The organism is Paenibacillus sp. CAU 1782 (assembly GCF_054551715.1).
The window spans coordinates 277,163-295,213 of sequence record NZ_JBTOLL010000001.1 but is presented as its reverse complement, the minus strand read 5'-3'; the positions used below and the strand labels follow the sequence as shown (position 1 = coordinate 295,213).

General features: G+C 51.6%; 15 protein-coding genes. 2 read left to right on the top strand and 13 right to left on the bottom strand.

The window, feature by feature from the left end:
• The first annotated feature begins 1 nt into the window (after position 1).
• Entirely contained in the window at positions 2 to 235 is a 234-nt protein-coding gene (locus ACX93W_RS01365) for a hypothetical protein (protein WP_459390528.1), read from the top strand.
• The gene (locus ACX93W_RS01360) at positions 232 to 669 is read left to right on the top strand and encodes a spore germination protein GerPE (protein ID WP_459390527.1); all 438 of its coding nucleotides are present in this window, start codon (positions 232 to 234) and stop codon (positions 667 to 669) included. Before ACX93W_RS01365 ends, ACX93W_RS01360 begins: the two co-directional genes overlap by 4 nt.
• A 9-nt stretch (positions 670 to 678) precedes the next feature.
• Here ACX93W_RS01360 and ACX93W_RS01355 read toward each other — a convergent pair whose 3' ends face one another.
• The 13 genes from ACX93W_RS01355 to ACX93W_RS01295 form a co-directional block, all read right to left on the bottom strand.
• Positions 679 to 1,581 (bottom strand): GNAT family N-acetyltransferase, encoded by a 903-nt coding sequence (locus ACX93W_RS01355; protein ID WP_459390526.1) that lies wholly within the window; start codon positions 1,579 to 1,581, stop codon positions 679 to 681.
• The gene (locus ACX93W_RS01350) at positions 1,581 to 3,125 is read right to left on the bottom strand and encodes a gluconokinase (RefSeq protein ID WP_459390525.1); all 1,545 of its coding nucleotides are present in this window, start codon (positions 3,123 to 3,125) and stop codon (positions 1,581 to 1,583) included. The genes ACX93W_RS01355 and ACX93W_RS01350 overlap by 1 nt, the downstream gene beginning before the upstream one ends.
• A gap of 230 nt (positions 3,126 to 3,355) precedes the next feature.
• Positions 3,356 to 5,323: a glycoside hydrolase family 15 protein gene (locus tag ACX93W_RS01345; RefSeq protein WP_459390524.1), complete on the bottom strand. Its 1,968-nt coding sequence runs from the start codon at positions 5,321 to 5,323 to the stop codon at positions 3,356 to 3,358.
• Complete coding sequence (gene glgA / locus ACX93W_RS01340) at positions 5,305 to 6,774, bottom strand: glycogen synthase GlgA (RefSeq protein ID WP_459390523.1); 1,470 nt, start codon at positions 6,772 to 6,774, stop codon at positions 5,305 to 5,307. Before glgA ends, ACX93W_RS01345 begins: the two co-directional genes overlap by 19 nt.
• 67 nt (positions 6,775 to 6,841) lie before the next feature.
• Positions 6,842 to 7,954 (bottom strand): glucose-1-phosphate adenylyltransferase subunit GlgD, encoded by a 1,113-nt coding sequence (glgD, locus tag ACX93W_RS01335; protein ID WP_459390522.1) that lies wholly within the window; start codon positions 7,952 to 7,954, stop codon positions 6,842 to 6,844.
• Entirely contained in the window at positions 7,951 to 9,117 is a 1,167-nt protein-coding gene (locus ACX93W_RS01330; protein WP_459390521.1) for a glucose-1-phosphate adenylyltransferase, read from the bottom strand. The genes glgD and ACX93W_RS01330 overlap by 4 nt, the downstream gene beginning before the upstream one ends.
• Positions 9,118 to 9,164: 47 nt before the next feature.
• The gene (gene glgB / locus ACX93W_RS01325) at positions 9,165 to 11,063 is read right to left on the bottom strand and encodes a 1,4-alpha-glucan branching protein GlgB (protein ID WP_459390520.1); all 1,899 of its coding nucleotides are present in this window, start codon (positions 11,061 to 11,063) and stop codon (positions 9,165 to 9,167) included.
• Positions 11,064 to 11,205: 142 nt separating this feature from the next.
• Positions 11,206 to 11,439, bottom strand: coding sequence for a hypothetical protein (locus tag ACX93W_RS01320; protein WP_459390519.1), 234 nt, complete (start codon positions 11,437 to 11,439; stop codon positions 11,206 to 11,208).
• A gap of 92 nt (positions 11,440 to 11,531) precedes the next feature.
• Positions 11,532 to 13,871, bottom strand: coding sequence for an RNA polymerase recycling motor HelD (gene helD / locus ACX93W_RS01315; protein ID WP_459390518.1), 2,340 nt, complete (start codon positions 13,869 to 13,871; stop codon positions 11,532 to 11,534).
• Positions 13,852 to 16,257, bottom strand: coding sequence for an alpha/beta hydrolase (locus tag ACX93W_RS01310; protein WP_459390517.1), 2,406 nt, complete (start codon positions 16,255 to 16,257; stop codon positions 13,852 to 13,854). The genes helD and ACX93W_RS01310 overlap by 20 nt, the downstream gene beginning before the upstream one ends.
• Entirely contained in the window at positions 16,230 to 17,012 is a 783-nt protein-coding gene (locus ACX93W_RS01305) for an ABC transporter ATP-binding protein (RefSeq protein ID WP_459390516.1), read from the bottom strand. The genes ACX93W_RS01310 and ACX93W_RS01305 overlap by 28 nt, the downstream gene beginning before the upstream one ends.
• 210 nt (positions 17,013 to 17,222) lie before the next feature.
• A complete protein-coding gene (locus tag ACX93W_RS01300) occupies positions 17,223 to 17,795 on the bottom strand; it encodes a hypothetical protein (protein ID WP_459390515.1) in 573 nt (190 codons plus the stop codon).
• A 6-nt stretch (positions 17,796 to 17,801) separates the two neighbouring features.
• Positions 17,802 to 18,017: a DUF1540 domain-containing protein gene (locus tag ACX93W_RS01295; RefSeq protein WP_459390514.1), complete on the bottom strand. Its 216-nt coding sequence runs from the start codon at positions 18,015 to 18,017 to the stop codon at positions 17,802 to 17,804.
• Positions 18,018 to 18,051: the final 34 nt, after the last annotated feature.

The window sequence follows — 18,051 nt, the reverse complement described above, 5'->3', positions numbered from 1 at the left end:
CATGATTCATTTTCACGTAGTAAACCATAGCTTGAACGTTGGCGGGATCGATGTGCTGGGGGTATCCAGCGCTTCCATGCTGCAAGTGGGCGATAATGATCATGTCGCTCTTTATTCCATGTTTGATACGCCGCCCGAATCCGTCATTGTTGGTCCGCTCGCGCCAATGCCGGAACCGGAAGGCGCCGGTCTGTCTGCGGGAGAACCGGAAGCAGGGGGGCGGCCAAAGAAATGAAAGGCGAGATCCGAACGGCTGTTATCGGCTTCGTGTACATTATAAGCGCAGCTTCAGGCTCCGGCGTGCAGTTCGGAGACCGGGGCGAAACGTTTGGCCGGCTTCGGGCATTGGCTGTGCAGCGGGCGGAGGACCATCTGACGGCTGGCAATGTTTATTTTGAATCCTATGATCTGTTTAGCCGCCCTTACCCTGTTTTGTCCGATGAGGCGTTTGAATCAGGCAACGCCGTTACCGTGGAACGGGACAATCCTTGCGAGCGAATATCGGTTGGATGTATCCGGGTCATTGCAGCCGGCTCCGCTTCCAGCATTCAGGCAGGCAACAATATGCGCCTTATCGGCGACTCCAGAATCAAGCATATTCGCCAATATCCCAAAAAAGCCGCGTTTCAGGCTTTGGGACCCGGGAGCCAGCAATTGGCTCCCCTGTGATGACCTGCGCTACGTATTTTGCTCATAATAGTCCGTCGATTTTTTGACCACAAACCCGGTCCCTTCGTACAAGCCAAGCGCCGCTTCGTTTTTGACAGCCACCTCCAGAGCTATGGAGGCGCCGCTGTCCATTTCTTTTATAGCGATGATTGTTTCCCGGAGAATGCGTTTGCCAAAGCCCTTTCCCCGCTCCGACGAAGCAACCACAAAGCCATAAATGAACGCTTGGCCGTTGTTCAGTCTGACGTTAATTTTGCCAACGATTTTGGCTTCCTTCCCGCCGCTTGATCTCAACTCGGCCACAAATGCCGGACTGGAGGCTTGGGCGGCGCTATTTTCGGCAAACTTCAGCGCATCCTCCTCCGTCATATCAAATCCTTCGGCGTTGAGTTTGGCGATAGCCATCAAGTCCCCCGGTTCCACTAGGCGAAGAATAAGCTTTTCCCCGATGTCTAATTGGGATGGCCGAGGTTCCGACGCTTCACCTTCAAGTTTCATCCAATATTCCGAGAAGCTGTATGCTGTTCCCAGCGCGTCCAGATAAGCCTTGCCAGGCAAAGAGCCGTTTTGGCAAATAAAAATCATTTTGGGAACGCCTCGGGAAGACGTTTCCTGCCTCGCGGCTCCAACCAGCTGTCCGAATATTCCTTTGCGCCGATGAAGCGGATGAACCATTCCGCTGATTTCGACTTCCCTGGATTGAAATTGATAAATGCCGAGAAAACCAACCAATTTTCCGTCCTCGTAAAACAGAAAATCGCCATTTTCCTTGCCGGGGCGCTCCCGCAGCATTGTCCAGTTCAGCTTCAATTCAATGCCGTCCTGCTGGTTGCACAGAGCTGCCAGTTGGCTGACACCTTCAAGCTCGACGTCATTCATTTGGCGTGTGGAGTACATGCCATGTTTGTGCATTAGAATAACCCGCTTTCTTTTTTGCGCTGGTATTCTGCGATAGCTTCATATTGCTGCGTCAAAGCAGGCGACAGCTTTTGGAAAATATCGAACAGTTCCTCGTACAAGGCGACATGCCCGGCGTTTGGAATATGGCCATGCAAATCGCCGCCTTCGCCGATTTCCCAATCCGGCCGGCAGCCAAGGCTGTTAAAACCGATCATGGCAGCGCCAAGGCAAGAGCTTTCGATACAATCCGGAATCAGCACTTCGCGGCCCAGAATATCCGCCATCATGCCGCGCCATAAAGCGGAACGCGCAAAACCTCCGCTAGCCTTGATTCGCGAAGCGGGACCGCATAGCGATTCCACAATTGACAGCACCGATTTCAGATTGAACAGGATGCCCTCCATGGCGGCTCGAACCATATGGGCCCGCGTATGCCGCAACGTAAGACCGTAATAGGAACCCCTGGCGTCGGCATTCCATAAAGGCGCCCTTTCGCCTGCCAGGTAAGGATGGAAAAGCAACCCTTCACATCCCGGCTTAATGCCGGCGGCAAGAGCAGTCAGCAGCTCATAAGCATCCTTGCCGGTACGCTCCGCCTCCTGCATTTCCAATCCGCCTAGCTGCTCCTTTACCCAGCGGAACACGATCCCCCCATTATTGACGGGGCCTCCAACCAGCCACTTGGAATCTGTAAGCGCATAACAAAAAGTGCGCCCTTCAGGGTCAAGCTGAGGCTTGTCCGAAAGGATGCGGAATGCCCCGCTTGTTCCGATCGTTATAGCGGCAACGCCTGGTGCCGTAGCGCCAAGCCCGATATTGGACAACGCTCCATCGCTTGCGCCTACTACAAAAGGCAGCTCGCGTTTTATCCCCATTGCTGCCGCATATTCTGCCGACAAGCCGCTCAAGCTGAACGTCGGCGGCACCAGCTGCGACAGCTTGTTTGCCCCGATTCCTGCCAGAGCCAGCGCTTCGGCATCCCAATGCAGCGTTTCCACGTTTAGCAATCCGGTCGCGGAAGCGATTGAATAATCACACACGTATTGGCCAAACAGCTTAAAAAACACATATTCTTTTATGGAAATAAACTTACCTGCGCGGTTAAACAGATCAGGCCGGTCATTTTGCAGCCAAATCAGCTTGGTTAATGGATTCATAGGATGAATAGGCGTACCCGTTAATCTATAAATGTTGAGGCCGTCCCATTCCTTCTCCAGCTTGTCGCACCAAAATTTGCTGCGGTTGTCCGCCCATGTCAGACACTGCGACAGCGGTTTCCCTTCTTCATCAACCGGTATCACGCTGTGCATGGCGGAGCTAAACGATACAAACGCAACCTTGTCCCCCTCATGCCCAAGGTATTTCATGCAGCCCGAGATGACCTCGATAACCGCCGCGAAAATAACATCAGGGTCTTGCTCCGCCGCCCCCGGTTCCGGCGTATGCATAGGATATTCAACCGCATGCTGTGTTTTGAGGATTCCTTCCTCTGTAAAAACAACCCCTTTGGTGCTTGTTGTTCCGATGTCTACGCCAATGCCGTAAATGCCGCTCATTTTTGCCTCCCGCTATCCTTTTGATTACCTGCTGCCCGCAAAACGCAGGACGGCCGCGAGACATAACTCTGTCCCGCAGCCGCCGGCCCATCTCCCTTGTCGGAACTTCCTCCGACGGGGATCATCATGAGCTGCTTTTGCCCATTGAATATTACCAATCAGCTTCTATCCAGATTATACAGCATTACGCGATGAAGATCAGCCGTCTTTTGGGATGAGAATAACGCAATTTAATTGGATCTGCTCAATTCCTTGTATTTCGCGGCGTATTTACAGACGCTCTGTACAACCGTCGCATGGGACCAGGTTAGCGGCGCCACCGATAGCGGAGTGCCGTCATAGGGATTTAATTGCTCCGGCAGAAGACCGCTTTTCAGCGCATGAGCCGCCACCCAGCAAAGCGTTGCCTTTGGTCCCTCCAGCTCCTCCAGCGATTTGGCCGAATCAATTTCGAAATTCGCCACCCACAGCGTACAAATAATCCATGGATTGCCGGGCACTTTATCAATTTCTCCGGATTGCTGGAAATAGTAGTCATTGGTGTAGCGGGCGATTCCGCCGATATCCGTTTTGACCGACAAGCCTTCCTTGATGGCGCCCATCGTTTGAATAACCCGATAGTCGTCCACGGGCAAAACGCCAAACTCCAATACGCCGAACATGCTGCTCTCCAGCGTCATGTCTTTAACCCAACGATTGTCCCGCTGAATCAGTCCCCGCGCAAACCGTCCGCTTTCCTCATCCCACAGATGCTTTAGCATGCCTTGTTTGAGCTTGTGGGCGGTTTCCTTAAAACGGTCGCTGCGTTCATAGTCGCCAAACAAATCCGTAAACTGGGCTGCCGCCATCAAGCCGCCGTATACCGAAGCCGCCGTAAAGGTCCAGATTCCGTAACGTTCCTCCCACAAATCGTAGCTTGGTTTGGGCAACGACAGAGACGGCTCTATGTAGTCGCTCAGGAAATTAGCCGCCTTGCGGATTAAATTGCTGTACAGCGACTGAGGCAGCTCGATTACGCCATTGCGCTCATAATCCTTCCACAGCGCCAGAAGCACCAGCGCCGTCTCGTCCTCCTGAATCGGCAAGCGCCGGCTGCCCTGAACAATATAGGGATGCCAGCTTGATCCCACCGTTCCGTCCGGATTGTATTTGTGGTACAAATAACCTTCGGGAGCCAAAGCCGTCGCGCAAAAATGAAAAAACGGCGCGATGACGCTTTGATACCCCGCAAGCGACATCGCATCCGCAATCAATGCTCCGTCGCGTGGCCACATATAGCTGTAGTGATCGCGGTTATATGCCAAAATATCCGTATCATTTGCGGCCAGAATGGCTCCGCGTTCATCCACCTGGGTCCGGACAAGCAGCAAGCTTTGCTTAAACAGCTTCTCCACCTCTGGCGGCAAATTTCCCAGATCGGTCTCCGCGCGGCGCAGCCAATGCTTCCAATAAACGACCATCCGGCTTAGCAGCTTTTCGGGATGATTGTCGTGAACGTATTGATCCAGCCGCTTGACCTCCTCCAGGTTGGAACCAACCGACATCCAATAATAAAAATCGGATTCGCCGTCAGGCTCAACGAAGGAGCGGAAGCTGATCGTGCTGTCGACGGAGCCTTGCGCGATGCTGTTGCCCATCAACGTGCCGTCTTCTGCGTCGCGCCAGGTTCCTTCAGCGGACTGGAACCGCTTGATGCCCGTTGAATATTGCATCATGCCCCCTTCGTCGGACATGCCGCTGAACATAAAATAGTTGGACCGCTTATAGTGATAAAGCGTATGGTTTTCGGGATAATAAACAGCGGTATCGCCAACCTCCGAACCTTCGATCATCAGATCCTGGTGGAAAAACAACCGGACCTCGCGGGATTGGCTGTGCCGATTGCGGACCACCACCCTTTTGATATAGATCGATTCCCGTTGGTGAATCCCGTCGTTAATGTACAGATCTACTCCAAGACGTTCGTTTCGCGCGATAATATTCGTAACCAGGGAATCCGGAATATAGTCCAGATCAAAGCTCCATTCGGGATCGTCCAGCCAGGAGAAAACGCCCTCCACCCAAATGCCGAAGCGGCAATAATGGCCGCCGACATGATTAAGCTGACCGACAAAGGGGAAAAAAATATCCCGGACAAAACAGGTTTGATCCAGATTAACAAGAAGTTTTCCGTTGCCGATTACGAGATGACGGGCCATGGTTCATTCTCCTTTCGATGCGCGGCAAGATTTGTGTATAAATCCATGTAGGCCTTGGCGGAAGCGTTCCAGCTAATATCGCGGCGCGAGCCGTTTTCAACGATCTTTTTCCAGATTTCTTCGTCACGGTAAAAATAAAGCGCCCGCCGAACGGTGTGCAAATAATCATGGGCGTTATAATTGGCAAAGCTGAAGCCGTTTCCTTCGCCTGTAAGTTCATTATAGGAAAATACCGTGTCACGCAGTCCCCCTGTCTCCCGGACAATAGGAACAGTGCCGTATCTAAGCGACAACAGCTGGCTGAGTCCGCAAGGCTCGAATTTGGACGGCATGGCGAACATATCCGAGCCGGCGTAAATGCGCCGCGCCATCCGATCGCTGTATCCTCTCCAGAACGCCGCTTTTTGAGGATATCGCCCTGCTGCGTGCCAGAACAAGTCTTCATATTGAGGCTCGCCCGTTCCAAGCACCACTAGCTGAACATCGTCCTGCATCAATTCATCCAGAGTGGCGGCTATGAGATCAAAGCCTTTTTGCTCCACCAGCCTGGAAACAATGCCGATCAACGGAATAGAGGCATCCTCCGTCAATCCCATCTCGCGCTGCAAATCAAGCTTGTTTTTTCTTTTTCTGGAAAGCGAGCTCCGGTATGGGGTATGCAGGCAGTCATCCTTCATGGGATCGAACTCATCCAGGTCGATGCCGTTAATAATGCCGGTCAGATCCCAGCCGCGGCAGCGAAGCAACGAATCCATCCCTTCTCCGTAATACGGCGTTTGAATTTCCTCCGCATAGGTCGGGCTGACCGTCGTCAGCTTATCGGCGTATTGAAGACCGCCTTTCATACAGCTTGCCGCGCCGTAAAACTCCAGCCCCTCCATGCCTTGCTGGAACAGCTCGTCGCCGGCCCCCGTCAGCTCCTTGATAAGGTCCATGCCGAATATGCCTTGATATTTCAGATTATGAATGGTGAACACCGATTTCACATAAGCCCATGCCGGATCAAAAGCATGGCGGGTGCGGAGCAGGAACGGAATCAGGCCGGTCTGCCAATCATGCGCATGAACCACCTGCGGGCGGAAATCCATATGGCGCGCCGCTTCCATTACCGCAAAGCAAAAGAAAACGAATCGTTCCGCATCATCGCCGTATCCGTAAAGTCCCTTTCTCTTGAAATAAAACTCGTTGTCTATCAAATAATAGACCACTTCGCCGACTTTGCCCTTCCATAAGCCGCAATACTGATTGCGCCAGCCAAAATACACCTGAAACTCCGCCAGCAGCTCGAAATGCTCCAGCATCTCCCCCGGAATTTCCTCATATTTGGGCAGCATAACCCTTACATCGCAGCCGCGCTTGTTAAGCGCTTTGGGCAACGCTCCTGCTACATCAGCCAATCCTCCGGTTTTGGCCAGCGGCACCGCTTCCGAAGTTGCGAACAGTACATTCATACTCTCCATAACCTCCAGTCCTATTCTCTATTTGAGGGTGTTTCAATCCTCATCTGCCTGCCCGCCGTCAGATCACCTTGCGCTTGGCCGCCAGAAACGGCAGCGACTCCGCTCCCCGAATATCCCGGTTGCTTTCGATTACCACATCCTTGTCCAGAATGCTGTATTGAACGCTGCTTCCTGCGCCGATTTGGCCATTTTGCATAATAATGCTGTCCTTTACAACCGCGCCCCGCTCCACATGCACGCCCCGGAAAATAACGCTGTTGATTACCGTGCCTTCGATCCGGCAGCCGTTTGCGATGAGGCTGTTGGTAACGGACGAGCCTTCACAATAACGGGCCGGCGGCTCATCCTTGCCTTTAGTGAAGATGGGACCAGGCTGGAAGAAGAGCTGGCGCCACACGTCGGGGTCCAGAAGCTTCTTGTTGTTGGCGTAATAGCTAGCGAGCGTGTTGACCACGCCAAGGTAGCCCTCGTACATATAGGCGTAAACGTTCAGTTGATCAAGCCTGGAGAAAATCGCATGGCGCACCAGATGGTCCTGACCTTGCGCCAACGAGGTTTCTACCAGCTCCATCAGCAGGTCTTTGCGCATAATGTACATTTCCATGCTGCTGACGTCGCTCAGCATCCGGCCGTAATGGTCCTGGATGGCGGTAATGCGGCCGTCTTCATCCATTCGCACTTTACGGGCTTTGCCCGCCAGCTCTTCGTCGTGCCGCTTGCATACAACCGTGATGTCGGCTCCTTTTTCCACATGGAAGGCCAGCACCTTTTCAAAATCGATATTGCATACCATATGGCTTCTCGTAATGACGACATATTCCAAGGGGGAGCGGTTAAAATAGTCCCGATGCTGATAGAAATGATAGAGATCGCCTCTGCTGATCTCCTGAATATCGTCCGTGGCCGGCGGAAGGATAAACAATCCGCTCTGCCTGTGCTGCAAATCCCAATGCTTGCCGGAACCCAAATGATCCATCAGGGAACGGTATTTGGTATGGGCAAACACGGCAACCTTGCTAATGCCCGAACCTACCATGCTGGAGAGAACAAAATCGATCAGGCGATAGCGCGCTCCAAACGGCACGGTTGCCAGGCAGCGCCCTTGGGTCAAGGATTCCAGCTCATCGGATTCGTGAATGAGATTGATGACGCCGAGTACATGGTGCTTCATGGCTGCTCCACCTCCTGAAGGTCATGATCGCTTGTAACGTACTGCTCCACGGCTACAACGGTAATGGCATCGTCAGCGGGATCGCCTATCACTACCCCTGCCTGAATGACCGCTCCTTCGCCAATAATCGCACGGTAGATTTGCGCTCCCGCGCCAATGACCACATTGGGCATAATGACGGATTCCTTAATGACGCTCCCCCGCTCCGCGGTCACCCCGTAAAATAAAACGGAGCTGTCCACCTTCCCTTCCAGTATGCAACCCTCCGTCACAATGGAGCCGGACAGCTCCGCCGTTGCCGAAACGAATTGGGCCGGACGATTGGGGCTGACGGAGTAGATCCGCCAGGAGGGATCATGCAAATTCAGGGGGGAGCTGTCATCCAGCAAATCCATGTTGGCTTCCCATAGACTCTCTATCGTTCCGACATCCTTCCAATACCCCTTGAAAGGATAGGAATGAAGACGCAAGCCGTCGCGCATCATCGCGGGAATCAAATCTTTGCCGAAATCATGTGAGGAGCCCCGGTTCGCCTCGTCATAGATCAAATATTTTTGAAGAGCCTTCCAGGTAAAAATATAAACGCCCATTGACGCAATATTGCTGGTGGGGTTTTTCGGTTTTTCCTCAAAGGCCGTAATCCGGTCCTCGTCATCGATGTGCATTACGCCAAAGCGGCTTGCTTCCTTCCAATCCACCTGAATACCCGCGATGGTTACGTCCGCCTTAGAGCGCTTGTGATGCTGCAGCATGAGGTCATAGTCCATTTTGTAAATATGGTCGCCGGATATGATCAACACATATTCCGGGTCGTACCGCTCGATAAAGCCCATGTTTTGATAAATCGCGTTAGCCGTTCCCTTATACCATACGCCGCCCTTCTGCTTGACGAACGGCGGCAAAATAGCCATGCCGCCGTCGCGGCGGTCAAGTCCCCAAGGTGTTCCAATGCCCAGATACCGATTGAGCTCCAACGGCTGATATTGCGTCAGCACGCCAACCGTGTCAATGCCGGAATGCGCGCAATTGCTGAGCGTAAAGTCAATTATCCGGTATTTGCCTCCAAAATAGACGGCGGGTTTGGCCAAATCCTTGGTCAACACCCCCAATCTTTTGCCTTCGCCTCCTGCAAGCAGCATGGCAACCATTTCTTTACGGCCCATTGACAACAACTCCTTGTTAGAATGTGTGTCCCCTAATGGCTAGTCGTTTACATACACGCCTTGGTGAGCAGTATGAAGGTAAATGGGGGCAGTTTAAGACAGATGCTTTGGTCCCGGCCGTGCCACGGAATATCCTCGGAAACTAATGACTCCAAAACGTCACTCCGGCTTCCGCCGTAGGTACTGTCGTCGCTGTTGATGACCATTTTGTATACGCCTTGCTCCGGAACGCCAACACGGTAATCGGCATGAGCCCGGCGCGAAAAATTGGCAATTGCAAGCGACGAACTGGAGAAACCTCGCCGGATAAAGGATATGATGGCGTGTTCGGCATTATGAACATCGACCCACTCAAAACCTTCCGGTTCGGCATCCCGCTCCCACAATGACGGCGTGTTGCGATAAGCGGCATTCAGCGCGGCAACGTATTCCCGCATGGCGGCGTGAGAGTCGTATTGAAGAACCATCCAGTCAAGCTGGTCTCCATCTTTCCATTCGTCAAACTGGCCCCACTCTCCTCCCATAAAAAGCAATTTTTTACCTGGATGGGAAATCCAGTAACCATAGAACAACCGCAGTTGATGGAATTTTTCGTTGTAAGTACCGGGCATTTTGTTTAGAAGCGAGCGCTTCCCGTGAACAACCTCGTCATGGGAAAGCGGAAGCACGTAATTTTCGGAGAACGCATAACAAAGCGAGAAGGTGATGAGATGATGATAGCTTGGCCGCTGATCCGGCTCCAGCTCCATGTATCGGAGCGAGTCGTTCATCCAGCCCATATTCCATTTGAAATTAAAGCCGAGACCTCCAAGGTAGGTCGGTGAAGTTACAGCCGGCCATGCCGATGAATCCTCGGCCAGCATCAACGTATCGGGGTAATAATGAAACACCGTTTCATTCAATTTTTTGAGGAAAGCCAACGCGTCCAGATTTTCTCTGCCGCCAAGCTTATTGTATGTTAGCAAGTGGTGTGGTTTGTCCATGTGCAGATTCAGCATGTTGGCGACCGCGTCGACCCGCAAGCCGTCAATGTGATAAACGTCCATCCAAAAAACCGCATTGGAAATGAGGAAGCTTGCAACCTCATGAACGGAAAAGTCAAATGCTGTCGTCCCCCAGAGCGGAAGCTCCGCAAGTCCCGGAATCGCGCTTTCAAATAGGGGTTCTCCGTCAAATAGCCGCAAGCCGTGGCTATCCCTGCAGAAATGACCCGGCACCCAGTCCAGAATGACGCCGATGTTATGTCGATGGCAGCTTTCCACCAGCTTTTTCAACTGGCGAGGCGTACCGTATCGGCTGGTCGGGCTATAAAATCCGATGATCTGATAACCCCACGACTGGTCAAGAGGGTGCTCGGCCAGCGGCATAAGCTCAATATGGGTATATCCCATTTTCGCCACATAAGGCACAAGCTCCGCAGCCAGCTCTTCGTACGTATAAAAATATTCTTTGCCTTTAATCTTCCAGGAACCAGCATGAACCTCATAAATAAGGAGAGGATTTGAATAAGGGGGTAATGAGGCTTTATGCTCCTGCCATGAGCCTTCATCCCAATCGTAGTCCAGGACGTTGGCAACAATGGATGCCGTGCCGGGACGCCGTTCGCTGTAGAAAGCATAAGGATCAGACTTGACAAGGGTTTCGCCCCTTGCCGTCAGCAGCTCGTACTTGTAGAATTCCCCTTCTCCTAGACGGGGAATAAATAAGATGTGTACTCCGGTATTGCCGAACGGAACCATAATATGTTCGCCGCCGTTCCAGCCGTTGAAATCGCCAACAACCGAAACGGATGCCGCATGGGGGGCCCACACCGCAAAACGAACGCCTTCCACGCCATCCTGTTTTTTGAGATGGGCTCCCATAAACCGGTAGCTGTGGTAGGACGACCCCGTATTGAACAAGTAAAGCTCTTCCTCGGTCAAGCCGTCTTTTATGCTGAGAGTCATGCGCTGCATCACCTCCCGGAGCCGTTTATTTCTTTTATTATACATGCATCTTTGAAAAAGAAACAGCACGTTTTCATTTTTTTATAGAGGATTGCGAGGTTTTATGTCAGAAAATATCACATGGACTTGAAGGAGCGTCGCATTATCTGGAGCCCTTTGCGACTGAGACGCGGTGAATATAATAATGCCTGGAACAAAAACCTTTAGACACGGCTTGTTCCCCGCAATTGACCCAACTGCACTCTACCGTTTTTTTAATTCGACGAGGCCGTACCGTATTTGGATCGCCGTGCCGCAGCATCCGTTGATGATGCATGGCACAAAGCGACTTGGCTTTGACCGACTTGTCGCAGCCCGCTATTCCGCATGTTTCCACTTTAAGTTCCCCCTTGTTTGTTGGGAAAAGCCGTTGCATACGGCTTTTCCGATATGTATCAGTGTCAATTACGGTTTATCCCAATACGAGTCTTAAGGTGAAAAAGGAGTCAGATTGCCGATCGACAACAAATGCAGTTCATGCATCGCGCGGGTGCAAGCCGTATAGAACAACCTGCGTTCGCTCTCTCGGCTGTAAACCGAGCTTCCCGCGTTTGCAATAACGACCGCATCAAATTCGACGCCTTTTGCCAGATAGACCGGAATAACAACCATTCCTTTTATGAAAGTGGACGTTTCTTTCTGAATCAGCCGGATCTCTGGCAGCAGTGGAAGCAGCGCTTTATGCACTTCCTCGCTTTCAAGCGCGGTCTTGCAAATAATGGCCAGCGATTCATAACCTTCGGAATGCCAGGACCGGAGCTTTGCGCTTAGCCGCTCGGGCTGATGCGCCGAGTCAGAGTATTCAATGACCGGCTCGGGACCGGTGCGGTTAAATGGAATGATCTCTTCGCCGCCCGGAACCATTTTCCTCGTAAAGTCAACGATTTGCCTGGTCGAGCGATAACTCCGCTTCAGCACAATTCTTTCGCATTCCTCTTGCGGAAACAGCCCCGAAGCTGCATCCCCATGTATGTCGCCTGTGCCATGGGCAAAAATGCTCTGGTTGAAATCTCCCAGCACCGTCATGCTGCTTCGCGGAAAAATCCGTTTCAAATAATGAAATTGGAAGGGGGAATAATCCTGCGCCTCGTCGATAAAAAGATGCTTAACTGTCGTGTTGGTATGGAAACCCTCCAGCTTTTCTTTTAAATATAAATAAGGAGTAGCATCCTCATAGCTCATCACGCCAGCATTAAGCTTTTTCAGGCTATTGCTGCAAATTTGCGGCCAATCCGGCGGATAAGGCGCCGATTCGTCCGAATCAAAACGTTGAGCTGGCGAATCAACTCCGTTCCGGAACAATGCTTTGTAAATTTCCGGCATGTCCACAAATTTTAGCAGCTTAACGCCGCGGCGCAGCTTCTTGAACTTCTTTTGCACAACTTGGGCCGCCAAAAATTGCCGCTCCGATTGGTAATCGTCAAATGAAAAATCCGAAAATTTCCCTTTGCCCCGAAGCTCCTCATAAGCGCTCCCGTAATTATGAGTATCAAGCAGTTCGATGGCTTCGTCAACCCATTCTTTGCTCTGTTCATCCTTGGAAATTTTCGACAGTTCCTTCAACAGCCAAATCGCCAATTTTTGCAGCCGGTTCGGAATGGTCATTGAAGACTCCAGACAATAGAACTGGCGGGCGATATCCTTGGCTCCAATAATTGTTTTTCCGCGAAAACGAATATCCTTGAACTGAATGCCGGACGCGCCAAGCGTTTGAACATAACGGTCGATTTGATCCATAAATGGCATTCCGGATTTATAAACGATGCCGGCCCTTCTGATCTCCAGCTCGGCGTCTTGAGGCGCGTTCAGCATTTCTTCAAGACCAAGGAAAGGATCCTCGAGTTCAAACTGTTCACCCAGCCGATGCTCCAGGTATTGCTGATACGTCGTTTGCGTCATATTTTGCTCTCCCAGCTCCGGCAAGACGCTGGAAACATAACTGTTGAACATCGGATTTGGCGAAAAGAGCACAATCTGCTCCGCGCTTAAATGACCGCGATAGCGATATAGCAAATACGCTACGCGCTGCAGGGCGGCTGATGTTTTGCCGCTGCCCGCGGCCCCCTGCACGACTAGCAATTTGGCTTTTTCATTGCGGATGATCGCATTTTGTTCGCTTTGGATCGTGGCAACGATGCTTTTCATTGCCGCATCGGAGCCTTTGCCAAGCACCTCTTGAAGCAATTCGTCGCCGATCGTTACTCCCGTATCGAACATGCTTTTTATTTTGCCGTTGCGGATCATATATTGGCGTTTCAGCGTCATCTCGCCGGTTATTTCGCCGGCAGGCGTTTGGTAGGACACCCGGCCGGGACCATAATCGTAATAAAGGCTGGAGACTGGCGCACGCCAATCATAAATAAGGTATTGCTCGCCGGAGTCATCCAGCAAGGAACCGATGCCCAGATAGATGGCATCCGGCTTGGCATCCTTCTCTCCATCTTCAACGATGTCGATACGGCCGAAGTAGGGATTCTGCTCCAGCTTAAGAAGCGTCTGCAGTTCCCGTTCCATATGCTTATGGCTGCGCTCCCGCTCCGATAGCAGCTCTGCTTGCTGTTTCATGCTGGCATGTGTTTCGGCTGACTCCGCGGAGTCCTCGAAATTAACGGTTACATCGTCCCAGAAATTGCGGCGGATATCTACAATTTCACCACGAATGCCGCTGGTTTTTGTCGTCAGATTATCAATTCGATTCCCAATCAGCCTCACAAGGCCGTTTACCCGCTCCTGCTCCTCCTGGAGTCCATCATGAGTTGTATTGTACATAAGAGCCTCCTTCAGGCAAAAATCCGATTTCATCAATTCTTATTTTTCCGGGACCGCTCAAAAAGCGGAATGTAATGGACTTGATGTCCGACGGGCTGAGCGCGGAACGATCCTGCTCTCCGCCTTGAGTGTCGCCAAATAAGCTAATGGGGGCAACAACCGTCCTCAGCACCTCTTCCACCGGTTTGCCGTATTTTCTGTTTTTTATTTCCCCTTCCAGCCATGACATCGATAAAAACGATGTGTAGGCAGGCGGATCGATTGGTGCTATATCATCAAGGAGCAAAGTCAGCTCCCCTCCGGAACGTTCCGTCAGTACAACCTCAACCACCGGCAATGGGGGAAGGACATCGTCTTCTGCTTCTGCCGAATCGACACGATCTCCTGCATGTCCCGAATCATTAGCGGCGGAACGTTCATCCGCGATAAGTTCGGACTCTTCCAGACCGGGAGCGATCAAATCCCATTCCAAATTCGACACTGCAAAAACCAGGCTGCCTCCATCCAGTTGCTCCAGTTGGCGTTCAGCCTCCTCCGACAACTGAATTTCGAAGGTTGCTCCCGGTTCCTCCCACTCCAGCACCAGTCCCGTTGTTCCCTTGACGTTGCCATCCCTGTCCCGTACGCTTTCGTCTTCGATAACCGTCACATCCGAAGACGATGTTGCCTCGACCAATGGAGCATGATCTTGAAAGCGGGTCACTTCCACAAAATCAGCGCCTTCGTACCGGCTCAAATAACGCGTTGTATCCGGCAGCCATTGTTCGCCGCTTCGGTAGTCCTGAAACAGCCCCTTATAGCTTTCATTGCCTTGCAGCGTCGCTTCAAGGAAAGAGGAGACATAAACTTGGGCGATTTTTTGCTGTTCCCCTTGCGACAGCAGGTTCCTGCTGTTCAGAAACAACCCGCCCGGGAGACGTTCGTCCATGCGTCCCCAGCTTGTATTAAACTGGCTATGATTGGCATTTTCGATATACAGCGATGCTTTGAAACGTTCCTTGCTGCCGCTGAACGTCACTCTATTATATTGCCGGTCTCCGTAAAAATTATTGACATCCGCATCCTTTGCGCCCTGAATCGTCAAATAATTAACATCCCTCAATTCCGCATATTCATCATCAACCGCCCGATCAACCGGAGCGATTGCCACAACGGTTGTAATATCCATCTCCTCCAGCCCCTGCAATTCCGAATCCTCGTCGAACCATCGCGGCCAATCAGCCGCCATCGCCGCCGCCTGCCCGCCTCGCGAATGGCCGATCAGCGCTACGTTGCTCCAGTCAACGGAGTCGGAAAAAGCAGTTGCTCCCGATTCGTCAAGATTATGAATGACTTGCAGATGCTTTAATAGAAGCCATGCCCGGACTTTCATGTCTTCCTCAGGAATGCCAGACCAAACGGAAAAGTTAAGAAAGTTGGCATCTACCGATACCGCAATTATCCCCTTGCTGGCAAGCAGCTCGCCCAAATAGCCATAACCATCGTCTGAAAAATCCTCCATCAGATGATTGCCATGAACAATGAGGGCAAGCGGATATGTTCCTTCTTCGGCAGGCATCCATACTCTGCCGTTAAGCGGCAGGTTCTTTTGGTCGAACCCCCAAAACAAAGACCGCAGCCAAGGCCATTCTTTTATGTACGATGACGCATTAACCGGGGCCGTTTCATAGCTGCTGTCATCACCAAACAACTCTCGATGCCGGTCAGAGCCGCTGCCGTATGAAAAAAAATCCACTTCAAATTGTCCAGACTGCGATGGGTCGGCCACATCCAGCTCCATCGTTTCCAGCAATGCTTCTTTTGGGAAACGCTCAGGCCATTCCTCAGGGCCAGCCCAAAGAAAAGCATTCAGCAGCAGCGCCGCCAACACGCCCGTTACAGCCGCAGCCCCCAGTTTAATCCAGGATCGAAGTCCGCTTTTAACCAGAATACCCAACAAGAAGCCTGAAGCAAGACCCAAGACAGCATAAGATAGACTCAGCACGAGACTTACTTTCCAGCCAAATTCGGCGTAATGAAGCATTAAATAGGTTTCTGCCCCTATCAGAACAAACAATGAGCTGAGTCTTCTAGGCAGAGGCAAATAGACCATCGAAAAAAGCAGAGTCAGGACATAACAAGCTGCACAACCAAGCAAAGCCGCCATCGTTAAAAAGATTAGCTGATCCGGTATGGTTCCAAGTCCTGTTGGAATACCGGAAACTTGCAGGGACATGGCAACCGCTCCGAATAACGCTAAGCTTCCGGTTGCAAATCGGGAAAGGAAACCCTCTCTATCAAGACGTTTGGCAAACCGATCCTTTAGCCACGCGATCATTAGCCGTGGCCAAGAAGTTTTGCTGTTTTCCACGGCCTCGGTCATGGATTCAGCCCGATTGTCGGCCAATACCGACCATTCCTTGTCTCTATGGCTATCGGAACATCAAAAAAAGAACTCATTTGGTCCGTTGTCAGAACATTCGCCGTTTCTCCCGCAGCATAAACCCTGCCATCCTTGAGCAGCAACGTGTGGGTGAAGATCGGCATGATTTCTTCCACATGATGAGTGACATAAATAATGGTTGGCGCTTGCTCTTCGCCAGCAATCGTAGAGATCATCTCCAGCAGCTGCTCTCTCGCAAACAGATCCAGCCCCGTACTAGGTTCATCCAGAATAAGGAGCCTCGGATTACCCATCAGAGCCCGTGCGATAAGAATACGCTGACGCTGTCCCTGCGATAGCGTCTCATAGGTTCTATCCTTGAGGGCGGAGCAGCCAAGCCGATCCATCAGCTCTGCCGCCCGCTCCAGATCCTCGGGAAGCATTTCATCATAAACGCCGATTGTGGAATTTTTGCCGCTCAGAACTGTTTTTAGCGCAATTTCTCTACCGTACAGCCGTTGCTGGAGCGAAGTGCTGACCCAGCCAATTTCTTTACGAAGCTCACGCAAGTCATATTCGCCGAAGGCATGTCCCAATACGCTGACAGATCCCGACGTAGGCCATATATATCCGTTAACCATATTAAGCAGCGTTGTTTTTCCCGAGCCGTTCAAGCCAAGCAAACACCAATGCTCGCCCGGCTTAACCTGCCAGCCAACGTTATCCAATATGGTGCTGTCTCCCCGTTCCCAGGTTACATTAGCTATATCTATAATCATGTCTATACCTCCCGAACGTACAACTCTAGCGAGCTTTTCTTTCCTTCCAACAGGAATGTATATAATAAGATTTCCATGAATCTTCCATTTCTATTTTCATTTCCATTCTACCATATTTTTTGGCATAGAACCGTAAAGCGGGCTCTCCCGTTTGGAAGAGCCCAGCTTTTTTCACGAATTTGACCAAAAGCTGTATGACGGATTATATCCCTACATGGCAAACAATGGCGCGGCAATCAACCGGATGACGATTGCGATCAGACCAAGCGCAATACTCCAGCTGCCTAATCCTTTAGCGCCTTGACGGTAAGCAATAAAGCCCAGGACGACCGAGGTAATACCCATCAGCATCGGCCAGATCAGCCAGGAAGCAATGGCAAATACCAATGCGACCCAGCCTACAGCGGAGCCGGAAGCGCTTCGGTCTCCCTCCGCTCGGTCGGAGGAACGGCTTTGCACGGCATCATCCTTGCCGGTGATCGGCATGCCGTAGGCAAAGTCCGCGCCGATTTCCTCGTTAAAAGCTGCCATTCCACCCGGAATTATGCTTCCTCCGCCGGAACGTTCCAGTATATCGGCGCCATAGCTTCCTCCATCTACGTGGCTCTCCGCTGCGGCTTCCTCATGACGCTCCGTCACGTCGCTGACAGGGGCATGGCCATCGCCGGCCAAATTTCCTTGAACGATATTGTTTTCCGAATGAAGTTCCGACGCAGCATGGTTGTGATGATCCGCGTCTTTTTCATGACGATGTTCGTTGCCGTGGTTGTTATGACCGCTCATGTCTCCTCAATCCTCCTTTGGTTTAAAGGTGTTGCAGCAGGTAGCGGCAGACTCCTTGGCCAAATCCTCATGGGGCAGACCTAAACGGTCGCTGGAAAATTCTTCATGGAATGACGGTGATGAATGTTGATCGATATCAATGGCAATGGCATTTGCTACACATTGATTGCCTTCTTCCCAAAACGAGCAGTTTGCTACGCTGCAGGAAACGCCCTTTGGCATAAAAATCACCTCCGCTAAGGAGTTTCCCTCAAGC

Excerpts from the sequence above, each read along its gene's own strand:
- ACX93W_RS01295 (WP_459390514.1), bottom strand. The coding sequence starts at position 18,017 with ATGCCAAAGGGCGTTTCCTGCAGCGTAGCAAACTGCTCGTTTTGGGAA.
- glgD (WP_459390522.1), bottom strand. The coding sequence starts at position 7,954 with ATGAAGCACCATGTACTCGGCGTCATCAATCTCATTCACGAATCCGAT.
- ACX93W_RS01300 (WP_459390515.1), bottom strand. The coding sequence starts at position 17,795 with ATGAGCGGTCATAACAACCACGGCAACGAACATCGTCATGAAAAAGAC.
- helD (WP_459390518.1), bottom strand. The coding sequence starts at position 13,871 with ATGTACAATACAACTCATGATGGACTCCAGGAGGAGCAGGAGCGGGTA.
- glgA (WP_459390523.1), bottom strand. The coding sequence starts at position 6,774 with ATGAATGTACTGTTCGCAACTTCGGAAGCGGTGCCGCTGGCCAAAACC.
- ACX93W_RS01355 (WP_459390526.1), bottom strand. The coding sequence starts at position 1,581 with ATGCACAAACATGGCATGTACTCCACACGCCAAATGAATGACGTCGAG.
- ACX93W_RS01305 (WP_459390516.1), bottom strand. The coding sequence starts at position 17,012 with ATGATTATAGATATAGCTAATGTAACCTGGGAACGGGGAGACAGCACC.
- ACX93W_RS01345 (WP_459390524.1), bottom strand. The coding sequence starts at position 5,323 with ATGGCCCGTCATCTCGTAATCGGCAACGGAAAACTTCTTGTTAATCTG.
- ACX93W_RS01350 (WP_459390525.1), bottom strand. The coding sequence starts at position 3,125 with ATGAGCGGCATTTACGGCATTGGCGTAGACATCGGAACAACAAGCACC.
- ACX93W_RS01360 (WP_459390527.1), top strand. The coding sequence starts at position 232 with ATGAAAGGCGAGATCCGAACGGCTGTTATCGGCTTCGTGTACATTATA.
- ACX93W_RS01365 (WP_459390528.1), top strand. The coding sequence starts at position 2 with ATGATTCATTTTCACGTAGTAAACCATAGCTTGAACGTTGGCGGGATC.
- glgB (WP_459390520.1), bottom strand. The coding sequence starts at position 11,063 with ATGACTCTCAGCATAAAAGACGGCTTGACCGAGGAAGAGCTTTACTTG.
- ACX93W_RS01330 (WP_459390521.1), bottom strand. The coding sequence starts at position 9,117 with ATGGGCCGTAAAGAAATGGTTGCCATGCTGCTTGCAGGAGGCGAAGGC.